Source organism: Pseudomonas sp. ANT_H4 (assembly GCF_008369295.1).
Lineage (GTDB): Bacteria > Pseudomonadota > Gammaproteobacteria > Pseudomonadales > Pseudomonadaceae > Aquipseudomonas.
Genome location: NZ_VOBG01000036.1, coordinates 17,522 through 29,823 on the forward strand (window position 1 = coordinate 17,522; position 12,302 = coordinate 29,823).

Below are 12,302 nucleotides of genomic sequence, written 5' to 3' on the forward strand. Positions count from 1 at the left end.
TTCGACGCATGCGCACCGAACAACCGAAGATGATCTACCTGAAGGACTATCAGGCGCCTGAATACCTGATCGACGAGACACACCTGACCTTCGAATTGTTCGAGGACCACAGCCTGGTCCACGCGCAGCTGGTGATGCGCCGCAATCCTGAACGTGGCGCGGGCCTGCCGCCGCTGGTGCTGGACGGCCAGCAACTTGAGCTGCTGTCGGTGACCTTGGCTGACCAGGAACTGACGGCGGCTGACTACCAGTTGACCGACAGCCACCTGACCCTGCACCCGGCCAGCGATACGTTTACCCTCGACACCAGCGTCAAGATCCACCCGCAGACCAACACCGCCCTGGAAGGCCTGTACAAGTCCAGCGGCATGTTCTGCACCCAGTGCGAAGCTGAAGGTTTTCGCAAGATCACCTATTACCTCGACCGCCCGGACGTGATGAGCAAGTTCACCACCACGGTGATCGCCGAGCAACATAGCTACCCGGTATTGCTCTCCAACGGCAACCCGATTGCCACAGGCCCCGGCGAAGACGGCCGTCACTGGGCGACCTGGGAAGATCCGTTCATGAAACCGGCTTACCTGTTTGCGCTGGTGGCCGGTGACCTGTGGTGCGTGGAAGACACCTTCACCACCATGAGCGAACGCTCGGTAGCCCTGCGCATCTATGTCGAGCCGGAAAACATCGACAAGTGCCAGCACGCCATGAACAGCCTGAAAAAGTCGATGCGCTGGGACGAAGAAGTCTATGGCCGCGAGTACGACCTGGACATCTTCATGATCGTTGCGGTCAACGACTTCAATATGGGCGCCATGGAGAACAAGGGCCTCAACATTTTCAACTCCAGCGCCGTGCTGGCGCGGGCCGAAACCGCCACCGACGCTGCACACCAGCGGGTCGAGGCCATCGTTGCCCACGAGTACTTCCACAACTGGTCGGGCAACCGCGTGACCTGCCGCGACTGGTTCCAGCTCTCGCTCAAGGAAGGCTTCACCGTATTCCGTGATTCGGGCTTCTCCGCCGACATGAACTCGGCCACCGTCAAGCGTATCCAGGATGTGGCCTACCTGCGCACCCACCAGTTCGCCGAAGATGCCGGCCCGATGGCCCATGCCGTACGCCCGGACAGCTTTATCGAGATTTCCAACTTCTACACCCTGACTGTGTACGAAAAGGGCTCTGAAGTGGTCGGCATGATCCACACCTTGCTCGGTGCCGAAGGCTTTCGCAAAGGCAGCGACCTGTACTTTGATCGTCACGACGGCCAGGCAGTGACCTGCGACGACTTCATCAAGGCCATGGAAGACGCCAATGGCGCCGACCTGACCCAGTTCAAACGCTGGTACAGCCAGGCCGGCACGCCACGGTTGGCGGTCAGTGAATCCTACGATGCAGCAGCGAAAACCTACATCCTGACCTTCCGTCAAAGCTGCCCTGAAACCCCGGACAAGGTGGAGAAGCTGCCATTTGTGATTCCAGTTGAACTGGGCTTGCTGGACGGGAAGGGCGCCGATATCGCCTTGCGCCTGGCGGGTGAAGCGGCGGCTGGCAGTACGTCCCGCGTGTTGTCTGTGACGCAAGCCGAACAAACCTTCACCTTCGTCGGCATCGCCGAACAGCCATTGCCTTCGTTGCTGCGGGGTTTCTCGGCTCCGGTGAAACTGAGCTTTCCCTACAGCCGCGACCAGTTGATGTTCCTCATGCAGCACGACAGCGACGGTTTTAATCGCTGGGACGCCGGCCAGCAACTGTCGGTGCAGGTGTTGCAGGAGCTGATCGGTCAACATCAGCAAGGCAAGACACTGGTGCTTGATCAACGTCTGATTACCGCACTGCGCAGCGTATTGAGTGACGAAAGCCTGGATCAGGCGATGGTGGCGGAAATGCTGTCGTTGCCGAGCGAAGCCTACCTGGCGCAAATCAGTGAAGTGGCAGATGTCGACGCCATCCACGCTGCACGCGAATTTGCTCGCAAGCAATTGGCCGATAACTTGTTCGAAGGCCTGTGGCTGCGCTACCAGGCCAACCGCGACCTGTCCAAGCAAACGCCGTACGTGGCCGCTGCCGAGCATTTTGCCCGACGCGCCCTGCAGAACATCGCACTGTCGTACCTGATGCTCAGCGGCAAACCTGAAGTGCTGGTCGCGACCCTTGAGCAGTTCGACGCCTGCGACAACATGACCGAGCGCCTGACGGCATTGGCCGTACTGGTCAACTCGCCATTTGAAACAGAAAAGGCCAACGCTCTGGCAGTATTCGCCGAGAGCTTCAAGGACAACCCGCTGGTCATGGACCAATGGTTCAGTGTTCAGGCTGGCAGCGGCTTGCCGGGCGGTCTGGAGCGTGTCAAGGCGTTGATGCAGCACCCATTGTTCAATATCAAGAACCCGAACAAGGTGCGGGCCTTGGTGGGCGCGTTCGCCGGGCAGAACCTGATCAACTTCCATGCAGCCGACGGCTCAGGCTATCGTTTCCTGGCTGACATGGTGATCCAGTTGAACGCCTTCAACCCGCAGATCGCCTCCCGGCAATTGGCGCCGCTCACTCGCTGGCGCAAATACGACAGCGCTCGTCAGGCGCTGATGAAGGCTGAGCTGGAGCGGATTCGTTCTTGCGGCGAACTGTCCAGTGATGTGTTTGAGGTGGTCAGCAAAAGCCTGGCGTAATCCTCGTCCTCTGGGTCGACCCATTTTGGTGAGTGGGCCGGCCCAGCCCAGCCCATCACCTTGAGCCACTGCTCGCTACTGACACTTCCTGGCAGGACTCTTTGCTAAGCTGCGCCGTCTCCCTTTCTTCGAGCGTGATGAGTGTGTCGCGGACCAGCCGTCTATTGACCTTGCTACAACTCCTGCGGGGCAAAAAAACGCCCGGTGACCGCCGCCGTGCTGGCCACGGAGTTGGAGGTGTCCGAGCGCACGCTTTACCGCGATATTGCTGAATTGACCGCGCTGGGTGCGCCGATCTTCGGTGAGGCCGGCGTCGGGTATGTGCTACGCAGCGGGTTGTTCCTGCCGCCCTTGATGCTTAACGCCGACGAGACGGAAGCCATCGTGTTGGGCTTGCGTTATGTTGATCAGCGCGGCGATGAGGTGCTGAGTCAGGCGGCCGCGAATGCACTGGCGAAAATCGAAGCCGTCCTCGATCCTATTGCCCAGGGCGATTGCCGCTTACATTGCTGCCGCCAATGCCGGTGATACATCAGCTGTGCCTCATTTTTCGCCGACGATGCCAATGTATTCGATGAGGGTGACACCAGGTTGGCACCGCCGCCATCGCCCGCTGGATGGAATATAACGGCCGTCGTTACCAGCCCAGGGTCGAAGTGCTCGATGTTCAGCAGCGCACCGGCAAGGTGCTGGTGAACAACCTGATCACCGGCAGCTTTCCCGGTAGCCCATTGCAATTGCGCTACACTTTTCGGCTCAATGAGCAGGGCAAGATCTCGCGGCTGGATATTTCCCTGTAACGCAGTCTTCGAGGCATGGCGCCGCCATGGCATACTGCCTCTTATGACTTTCGACTCGCCACTCGCTGCTTATCAACATGCCCTCGATGAAAACGACTATGTCCCCGACAAGGCCCAATGGCAGGCCGTGCAAGCCCTGCAACACTGTCACGAAGCCTTGCATCAAGGCCGCACGCCCATCACCGGTGTTTATCTGTGGGGGCCGGTCGGTCGTGGCAAGACCTGGCTGATGGATCAGTTTTACCAGAGCCTGCGGGTGCCGGCGCGGCGCCAGCATTTCCATCATTTCATGGGGTGGGTGCATCAGCGCTCGTTCCAGTTGACCGGCACCCATGACCCTTTGCAGGCTTTGGCCAGGGAGTTGAGCCGAGATGTGCGGGTGTTGTGCTTTGATGAGCTGTTCGTCAATGACATCGGCGATGCCATCATCCTTGGTCGACTGTTTCAGGTGATGTTCGAGGAAGGGGTGGTGATGGTCTGCACCTCCAATCAACCGCCAGACCAACTCTATGCCGACGGTTTCAACCGTGATCGCTTCCTGCCTGGAATTGACGCGATCAAGCGGCATATGCAAGTGGTGGCGGTAGACGGTAGCGAAGACCATCGGCTGCACCCCGGCGCGGCAGTACAGCGTTACTGGGTTGACCAGCCGCAGGCGCTGGTTGAGCTGTTTCAAGGCATGAGCAATGGGCAGCAGACCAGCGACGAGCCAGTTATTGTTGGCTACCGTTCGATCGCCGTGGTGCAGTCCAGCGACACCGTATTGTGGTGCCGTTACGCCGACCTGTGCGAACAGCCATTAGCGGCCATGGATTTCATGCTGCTGTGTGATCGATTCAAGGCCATTTTGCTCGGTGAAGTGCCTAACCTGAGTGCGCAAAAACGCCCTGGACGAATCGCTCGCGGTACCGAAGACGGCGCCCTGCGTGTGGATGCTGGAGATCGCCAACTGCCCGAGTTATCGGTGCATGACGACAGCGTTCGTCGCTTTATCGCGTTGGTGGATGAGTGCTATGACCGTAAGGTGGCGCTGTATATCGAAGCCAAGGTGCCGCTGGAAGCGCTCTACACCGAAGGGTATCTGGAGTTTGCGTTCCGCCGCACCTTGAGTCGTTTGCAAGAGATGCAGCTACAGCGCTTCGGCCAGCCGTGAAAGAAGACTCCTGCGCGAAGATGTCGTTAATCTCCTTCATCTAATGCCTGCGCCATGCTTACAATCAGGCCTCCCAGGGGAGGTCATCCCCATCAAGCTGTTATCGAGGAAGGAAATGGACGCCGCAGAAATACTGGTGCTGCAAGCAAGCTATAGCAATCCCGTGCATGCAGAGGCCATTGGCCTGGTACTCAACCACTACGCGCAAGACCCCATGGGCGGTGGCCAGGGCTTGCCTGCCGATCGACTGCTGCAACTGCCGGCCGAGTTGGCCAAGCGCCCTCACGCTTTCAGTGTCCTGGCCTTTGTCGGCGGCGAGCCAGCCGGATTGGTGAACTGTTTCGAAGGGTTCTCGACCTTTGCCTGTCGGCCGTTGGTCAACGTCCACGACGTGGCGGTCATGGATAAATTTCGCGGTCTGGGCCTGAGTCAGAAAATGCTGCAAAAGGTCGAGGAAATCGCCCGTCAGCGCGGCTGCTGCAAGATCACCCTGGAGGTGCTTGAAGGTAATGCCGTGGCTCAGGGGGCGTATAGCAAGTTTGGGTTCGACGACAATATCTTTGATCCGGTCCACGGTCGAATGTTGTTCTGGAGCAAGGCGCTTTAATGAGTGCGCTATAGCCAGGATTAACTTGGCGTTAACACTTGAATCGTTTGGTCTAGTTATTAACTGTCAGAAAGGCGTTAAAGTTAGTCATATCGACCAGTGGTAATTTCCAGACATAAAAAAAGCGCCCGATTTCGGGCGCCAAGTTGACCTTCACCATCGGAGCACAATGACGCAGGGTAGTACGGTTAAATCAGCTATTGGGTTGTTGCGCATCGGTAGACTGCTCGGTCGCACCGGTTTTTTTGCTCTTTGCATCGGTGGAGGCGGTCTGTTCTGTCGTGCCGTGGGTTTGTTCCTGGATGAAGCTAAAGTTGTTGTAGAACTCCTTCGAGCGCTCGCTACCGCCTTCTGCAAGGGCTGCGACGGAGGTCAGGCCCATCAGGCCGGCAAGCATCAATGTCGAAAGTTTCATCGTGTGTGTTCCCATTAAGAGTAATCGGTATCCGCTCCGTCCTTGATCAGATTCATGGGCGTACTCTGCAGCACTTGTATTAAGTGGAAGTTAACGTCAGCGAATCCAAAGTTAGCGATTTTGTTAACTTTGGATAGAGGGGGCTCAAGTGCGATTAAAGCTTCCAGTCCAAACTCAACGTCATGGTACGTGGGTCACCCCAATAAACGCCGTTATAGAAACCGACATTGTTGTAGTACTTTTTATCGAAAAAATTATTTACGTTCAGTGACGCCGATAGGTGCTTGTCGAACTCATACCGAGACATGAGATTGACCAGAGCGTAGGCCTCCTGACGGATTGCAGTGCTCTGGGTAATGATGTCACCGTCGGCATCGCGCCCAACGGGACGGCCGGCGTAGCGGTAGATGTCGCTCTGCCAGTTGACCCCAGCGCCTACGGTGAGCGCCCGCCACTGACCTGGCAAACGATAGGTGGTGGAGGTGCGCAGCAGATTTAGGGGTTGCGCCGTGTTGTTGCGTTCCTTTTCACCATTCACGGAGTGGGTGTAGGTGTAACCCGCTTTAACATTCCAGTCGGGCAGGACTTCGCCTGCGATCTCCAGTTCAAACCCTTGTACCTTGTTACCCACGCCGCCGGACTTGTAGTACTGCTGACCATTGGGGCCCAGCGGTATGGAGTCATCTATTTCAGCCACGTTGTCCTGAATAGTCCTGAACACGGCGCTGGAGAAGGTTAGTCGATCATTCAAAAGGCTGCCCTTGAGTCCCAATTCGTAGCTCTTGCCAACGATAGGCTCCAGGTATTTGTCGCTCACGTCTTTTTGCGTCTGCGGCTTGAAGATATCGGTGTAACTCACGTAGGCGGTGAAATCCTGGTTGATGTCGTAAAGCAAGCCGGCATATGGCGTCCAGACATCATTCTGGGTCTGGCTGCTGGGGTGCACCTTTACCAACTGTCGGCCCTCATAGTCATAGTTGGAGCTGCTGGTTTTCCAACTGCCATATCGACTGCCGAGCACAGCATGCCAAGCATCGTTCAGACTCAGGCGGGTCGCCAAGTAGCCGGCTTTTTGATAGGTACTGCTGTTGTTCGCGTCCATGCTGGTGGTTTCATCGGGAAACTCAGGAATGTCACCTGTATTTGCCCAGTCTGGAATCTCCAGGTAATTATCCGGCATGTCCCCCTCAATAATGTACGGCGAGGAATCCCGGTGCCTGGCCTGGCCATAGCCGATCATGGCCTCATGCTCACGCCCCAGCAGCGAATAGGCGCCCGCAATATTGAAATCTACGGCATCCATTTTGTCGTCGCCGCTGAAATGGCTGCTATAGGCACTTATTCCACTTCGGTCAGGATTCGGATAGCCGCCACCGCCGTAGTAGACCTTGCCGTCGGTTTCGCTTTCCCTGTGTGTATAGGCTGCTTTGAGGCGCCAGTCGTTAGCCAATCGTTGATCCACGGTGGCGAACAGGGTGCGATCGGTGAGTGGCCAATTGCTCCAGGGCGTGGTGATATTGTTGGAGCGCGGCATATTGGCCTTGTCACCCAAGGAGTTCCAATAGGGCACGCTGCCCCAGGTAGCCCCCTCGATTTGTTTGTCCTGATAGTCGTAACCCACTGCCAGCACCGTATCTTCGCTAAGGTCCGCTTCGAGAATGCCGTAGCCGACCTTACGCTCAAGGGCATAACGATCGCGGAAGGATTTACTGTCGCGGTAGGCCAATACCGTACGCCCGCGTAAGCGACCATCGAAACCCAGGGGGCCGCCAACATCGACGTAGCTGTAGTAATTATCGTAACTGCCTGCACTGCCACCGATCTTGGCCGCCCATTCATGGGTAGGGCGTTTTCGTACCATATTGATGGTGCCTGACGGGTCGCCTGCGCCCGTGGTCAGGCCGGTGGCACCGCGTACCACTTCGATGCGGTCATAAATCACCGTGTCGGAGTCGGACTTCAATCCAGAGAAGGTGTTTAGCATCCCGTCGATCTGGAAGTTCTGAATGCTGTAGCCACGTGAATAGAAGTTGAAGCGTTCGGAGTCGTTGCGCTGTACCACCACGCCTGTGGTCTGGTTCATCACCTCGCTCAAGGTGCCGAGCTTGAAGTCATCCATCTGCTGGCGGGTGATGACCGAAACGGATTGCGGAGTTTCCTTGATCGACAGGTTCAGGCGTGTCGCCGTGCTCATGGCTCCGGTCGTGTAGGATCCAGTGCCTTCGGTATCCGATCCCAGACTATCAGCGGTGATATTGGTACTGGCTAGTTCAAGGTCCTTGGCGGTCTCGTTGACTTTCTGATTAGCGTCGTTTTCAGCCAGTAAATCCGGGCTCAGCGCAACGCTGAAAAGCCCCAGGGTCAAGGTCATGCAACGGGTAATAGGCGCGAACATCGCGGCGAACTCCTTGTCGTCTATGAAAAAAATGCCATTGGCTCAAAGACGAAAGGGGCAGGGGATCTTTAGGGTCAAACGAGAATAATTGTTATCTTTGTGTTTCGTCGAGCCGGGTTTCACCGCATTGCGCGTGTGAACCCCGGGTTCGTCGGTGCTACTTCAAGACCACCTTGGCCGGGTCGCTCTTGGGTTTCATCAGGCTGAAATCGATCAAGGCTTTCTGCTGGCGCTCATACGGGTTGCCAATCATCAGGGGCCGCGGCTTGAAGCTGTCGCTGACCAGGCTCCTGCTGCGGTCCAACTCATCGAAACTCAAGCCGGCCATGTCTGCCCAGGTGTGGATCAACTGCGAACTGCTGTAGGGACGCTGCAGGTCGCCTTCGACGTTCCAGTCATGGTTGTTGCGCCACTTGGGCGAGGCCCATGTCATGAACGGAATGGTGTACATCGGCGCCGTCGGCTTGCCTTCGTTGCGGCCCAGGGTGCTGTGACCCGCAGAGTCGAACACGTCTTCGCCGTGATCGGAGAGGTACAGCAGGAAGCCATTGGGATCTGTCTTGGCGTAATCCTTGATCAGGCTAGACACCACAAAATCGTTGTACAGCACCGCGTTGTCGTAGCTGTTGTAGGTCGGCAACTGGTCATCGCTGATGCCAGCAGGGACGCCCTGGCGATCCGTGAACTTGTCGAAAGTCGGCGGGTAGCGGTACTGGTAGCTCATGTGCGTGCCCAGCAGATGCACGACGATGAACTTGCGCTCGGCGGTGTCGGCCATAGCCTTGGAGAACGGCTCCAATACGTCGCCGTCGTACTGACGGGCGTTCTGGTTACGGTTGTTGTTCAGGTACACCTGCTCGTCGGCCTGTTCGGAGAACGTGGTGAGCATGGTGTTGCGCTTGGTCATGGTCTGCTGGTTGGTGATCCAGAAGGTCTTGTAACCCGCCTGCTTCATGACGCTGACGATGGACGGGGTCTTGAGGTACAGGTCCGGGTTATCTTCGTCGGCGAAAGTCAGCACCTGTTGCAGTGCTTCGATGGTGTACGGGCGCGGAGTGATGACGTTGTCAAACACATCCAGTTGATTACGCAGCTTGTCCAGTTCCGGCGTGGTACTGCGCGGGTAGCCATACAGGCTCATGCGCTGGCGGTTGGTGGACTCGCCGATCACCAGCACCAGGGTCGACGGCTGGCCGGCCATGCTGTCCTTGAGATTGGTCAGGGGCGCGATCTTGCTGACGTTGTCCAGCATGCCTTGCATGTTGTCCAACTGTTCGGTGTAGCGGCGGTAGGCGACGATCATCTGCCATGGTACTGCCGGCTCGATGCGGGTCTCGAAGCGGTCCATGGCCAATTCCATGGTTTCGCTCTTGGCGATCTGCCTGACCAGCGGGTAGCCGATAACGGCGATCAGAATGGCGGTGGCAGCCAGTATCGCCTTGCCTCGTGGCAGGTAGACCGCACGCACACGAGTCCAAAGGAAGACCGCAACGGCGGTGTGGGCGATAAAGGCCAGCACAATCCACCAGGCAAAGTATTGGGTGGCGTACTCACCGGCTTCAGAGATGTTCGACTCGAACATGATGAAGATGACGCTTTGGGAGAATTCCTGCTGGTAAATGAAGAAATAACCGAGGCTGGCCATGGAACAGGCCCACAGCACCACGCCAATCAGCGCAGCGAGCAAGCGGGTTCGCTTGGGAAACAGCAACATGGGCGCCAGCCACAGCGCGCTCATGAAGAAGGCTTGGCGGAAACCGCTGAAACCCGAGGTGCCGGTCAGTTGGATCAGCAGTTGGGTAATACCCGAGAAGTACCAAAAAAACAGGAACATCCAGCCAAGGCCGGCCCAATCAAAACCTTTCGCAGACTTAGTGCTGCGTTTGAACATCGCCATCCAGCGCTCCACCCGATAATTTTTCCATTTGTCGCGCACTGAAGGCACACGACAGCGGCCCCCCGTACGGGGTGCGGCTTTATTGCGCGGGATTATCAGGAGGGACGTGTGAAAACTTTGTGAGTTCTGTCTGAGTAATATTGCCTACAGCACAGTAAAACGGGGGTTCAGCAGATCGCGGCTTGCCCGTTTGACGGTTGTGTGAGCTGGGCTTGCAGGTGCGAGCGCAGACGCATGACTTCCTGCTGCAACTGGTCGCGCTCGTCTTTCAACTGGCGTAACTCATCGCGACGGATGGTGACATAGAGGGTTTGTGGCGGACGCGTCATGTGTACAGTGCTCATTGCTTACCTCGCAAATAGCCGGTGTATCGCGGTGCCAGAGCGCTTGAATCGAGGTTCTCGGCAACAGTCAGGGCAATTCTGATTTCTTTTTCGACGCAAGGGAACTTTTTTATTTTTTATTGTCCTGTGACTTTTTTGCCAGTGATGGTGAAACAGTGGCAACTTTTTGTCATGAAACTATGGTGAATGGCTCTGGACTAACCCTCATTAGCCTCATTGCACTTTGACATCCTCCCCACCTCTCGGCCTGCTACGCAGGACCTCCCCAGACACGCTGGAAAGGAGGGGGATTCCTACCGTGTTCAGCCTGTTAGGGCTGACTCACCTCGGCGGGTTCCTGCTGCTGACGGCCTGACAGCGCCGCTCACTTCACAGGCGAACCGGGCGTGTCCCGCCCTTAATACATTGATCGCACCGACTACATCGGCGTTTTCCTCGAAGCCACACTCGACACACCGGAACTGAGCTTGAGTCTGCCGGTTGTCCTTGCAGACATGAGTACAGCATGGGCAGGTCTGGCTTGTATAGTGCGGTGGGACCGCAACGAGGTAGCCACCATTCCATGCCAGCTTGTAGTCCAGTTGTCGCCGAAACTCGAACCATCCTTGGTCGAGGATGGATTTGTTCAGGCCAGACTTGGCCCGAACATTCGTTCCCGGTTGCTCACTATCGCCTGCTGATGACGTGGACATATTCCGAACCTGCAAATCCTCGACACACACCATCGCGTGGTTTTTGCTGATGGTGGTTGTCGTCTTGTGCAGGTAGTCGCGGCGAGAATTGCCGATACGGGCGTGAATACGCTGGACGCGGGCTTTCGCCTTCTTCCAGTTGTTGCTGAATTTAACCTTGTGGCTCATCGCCCGCTGAGCTTTGCTTAGGCGTTTCTCATGCTGCCTAAAGCTGTTGAGCGGCTTATAGAAAGTGCCATCTGAAAGCGTGGCGAACCGCGTGATTCCCAGGTCGATGCCCACTGCGTTGCCTTGTGGGGATGGCTGCTCTACCTCACGCTCCGTCTGGATACTGACGTACCACTTGCCGCAAGACAGGCTGATGGTGATGTTCTTGGCCTTGCCCAGAATATCGCGGCTGTTGCGGTAGCGCATCCAGCCCAGCTTGGGCAGGAAAATACGATTGTTGGCTTCGTCGATCTTGAATTGTTTGCTGTCCGGATAACGAAAGCTCTCGCTCTTCCCTTTACGCTTAAAGCGTGGAAAGTCGGCACGTTTAGCGAAAAAATTGGAATAGGCCCGCTCAAGGTCTTTGAGGGCGTATTGAAGTGCTTGGGATGGCGAGTCTTTCAGCCATTCAAAGCCTGCCTCTCGCTTCCATATGGGTAGCCGGGCAGCCATTTCAACATAGCCGATGAACTTGTTTTCGGCCTCATGGTTGGATTTCTGTAAAGCCAGCGCCTTGTTAAAAACGAACCGACACGACCCCGCAAAGCGGCGCATTTGCCGCTCTTGATTGCCGTCTGGCATCAGTTCGTACTTAAAGGCTTGGAGTCGTTTCATCACTCGACTATAGTTTGGCCTATGAATGATGACAATGATATTAGGCATGGCAGACATTGTGTTTTTTTTATGCACGCTCACTTGGTCTTTGTAACAAAATACCGCCGAGATGTGTTCACAAAACCCATTCTGGATGACATGCGAATCGTCTTCGCCAGTGTATGCCACGATTTCGAGGCTGAACTGGTGGAATTCGATGGGGAGGACGACCATGTACACCTGCTGGTTAACTACCCACCGAAAGTGGCCATCTCAGCATTGGTGAACAGCCTTAAAGGGGTATCCAGCCGTATGATCCGCAAAAAACACTCACAGAGCATTCAAAAGAAACTGTGGGCCGGAGCTTTGTGGTCCCCGTCCTACTTCGCCGGTAGCTGCGGTGGGGCCTCCATCGATGTCATTCGCCGATACATCGAGCAGCAGAGAACACCTCTTTAGGACAGCTTCGCCGTCCGCGCTATCCATCCCTGCCCTGAAGGGCGAGGTTTTTCGCGCAAACGGATAAACTGTG

At 56.4% G+C, this 12,302-nt stretch carries 9 protein-coding genes and 2 pseudogenes; 6 read left to right on the forward strand and 5 right to left on the reverse strand.

Features of this window, described 5'->3' with window-relative positions; all coding sequences use genetic code 11:
* The first annotated feature begins 8 nt into the window (after positions 1-8).
* The 5 genes and pseudogenes from pepN (at position 9) to FQ182_RS27220 (ending at position 5,226) form a co-directional block, all read left to right on the forward strand.
* Positions 9-2,666, forward strand: a complete 2,658-nt coding sequence (gene pepN, locus FQ182_RS27200) for an aminopeptidase N (RefSeq protein ID WP_149414608.1) — start codon at positions 9-11, stop codon at positions 2,664-2,666.
* 143 nt (positions 2,667-2,809) lie between these two features.
* Positions 2,810-3,152: pseudogene (locus FQ182_RS27205) on the forward strand (helix-turn-helix transcriptional regulator); the annotation flags it as partial.
* Positions 3,112-3,466 (forward strand): annotated as a pseudogene (locus tag FQ182_RS27210) (nuclear transport factor 2 family protein). The pseudogenes FQ182_RS27205 and FQ182_RS27210, both read left to right, overlap by 41 nt.
* Positions 3,467-3,509: 43 nt before the next feature.
* Positions 3,510-4,619, forward strand: a complete 1,110-nt coding sequence (gene zapE / locus FQ182_RS27215; RefSeq protein WP_149414609.1) for a cell division protein ZapE — start codon at positions 3,510-3,512, stop codon at positions 4,617-4,619.
* Between the two features lie 115 nt (positions 4,620-4,734).
* Positions 4,735-5,226, forward strand: coding sequence for a GNAT family N-acetyltransferase (locus FQ182_RS27220; RefSeq protein ID WP_149414610.1), 492 nt, complete (start codon positions 4,735-4,737; stop codon positions 5,224-5,226).
* A gap of 193 nt (positions 5,227-5,419) precedes the next feature.
* Here FQ182_RS27220 and FQ182_RS27225 read toward each other — a convergent pair whose 3' ends face one another.
* The 5 genes from FQ182_RS27225 to FQ182_RS27240 all read right to left on the reverse strand — a co-directional run bounded on the left by FQ182_RS27225 (position 5,420) and on the right by FQ182_RS27240 (position 11,791).
* The gene (locus tag FQ182_RS27225; RefSeq protein WP_149414611.1) at positions 5,420-5,641 is read right to left on the reverse strand and encodes a hypothetical protein; all 222 of its coding nucleotides are present in this window, start codon (positions 5,639-5,641) and stop codon (positions 5,420-5,422) included.
* 154 nt (positions 5,642-5,795) lie between these two features.
* The gene (locus tag FQ182_RS27230) at positions 5,796-8,036 is read right to left on the reverse strand and encodes a TonB-dependent siderophore receptor (RefSeq protein ID WP_149414612.1); all 2,241 of its coding nucleotides are present in this window, start codon (positions 8,034-8,036) and stop codon (positions 5,796-5,798) included.
* Positions 8,037-8,193: 157 nt separating this feature from the next.
* Positions 8,194-9,933: a phosphoethanolamine transferase CptA gene (locus tag FQ182_RS27235; RefSeq protein ID WP_149414613.1), complete on the reverse strand. Its 1,740-nt coding sequence runs from the start codon at positions 9,931-9,933 to the stop codon at positions 8,194-8,196.
* Positions 9,934-10,100: 167 nt separating this feature from the next.
* Entirely contained in the window at positions 10,101-10,277 is a 177-nt protein-coding gene (locus FQ182_RS29940) for a DUF6026 family protein (RefSeq protein WP_178114540.1), read from the reverse strand.
* Positions 10,278-10,579: 302 nt separating this feature from the next.
* Entirely contained in the window at positions 10,580-11,791 is a 1,212-nt protein-coding gene (locus FQ182_RS27240; protein WP_149414614.1) for an RNA-guided endonuclease TnpB family protein, read from the reverse strand.
* A gap of 21 nt (positions 11,792-11,812) precedes the next feature.
* On the opposite strand from FQ182_RS27240, the gene tnpA reads away from it, so the two are divergent.
* Positions 11,813-12,229, forward strand: a complete 417-nt coding sequence (gene tnpA / locus FQ182_RS27245; protein ID WP_149414615.1) for an IS200/IS605 family transposase — start codon at positions 11,813-11,815, stop codon at positions 12,227-12,229.
* The last annotated feature ends 73 nt before the right edge of the window (positions 12,230-12,302 follow it).

What these genes read in the sequence shown, in the direction of transcription:
- pepN (WP_149414608.1), top strand. Translation starts at nt 9, where the DNA reads ATGCGCACCGAACAACCGAAGATGATCTACCTGAAGGACTATCAGGCG.
- FQ182_RS27230 (WP_149414612.1), bottom strand. Translation starts at nt 8,036, where the DNA reads ATGTTCGCGCCTATTACCCGTTGCATGACCTTGACCCTGGGGCTTTTC.
- FQ182_RS27225 (WP_149414611.1), bottom strand. Translation starts at nt 5,641, where the DNA reads ATGAAACTTTCGACATTGATGCTTGCCGGCCTGATGGGCCTGACCTCC.
- FQ182_RS29940 (WP_178114540.1), bottom strand. Translation starts at nt 10,277, where the DNA reads ATGAGCACTGTACACATGACGCGTCCGCCACAAACCCTCTATGTCACC.
- FQ182_RS27240 (WP_149414614.1), bottom strand. Translation starts at nt 11,791, where the DNA reads ATGAAACGACTCCAAGCCTTTAAGTACGAACTGATGCCAGACGGCAAT.
- FQ182_RS27235 (WP_149414613.1), bottom strand. Translation starts at nt 9,933, where the DNA reads ATGGCGATGTTCAAACGCAGCACTAAGTCTGCGAAAGGTTTTGATTGG.
- FQ182_RS27220 (WP_149414610.1), top strand. Translation starts at nt 4,735, where the DNA reads ATGGACGCCGCAGAAATACTGGTGCTGCAAGCAAGCTATAGCAATCCC.
- tnpA (WP_149414615.1), top strand. Translation starts at nt 11,813, where the DNA reads ATGAATGATGACAATGATATTAGGCATGGCAGACATTGTGTTTTTTTT.
- zapE (WP_149414609.1), top strand. Translation starts at nt 3,510, where the DNA reads ATGACTTTCGACTCGCCACTCGCTGCTTATCAACATGCCCTCGATGAA.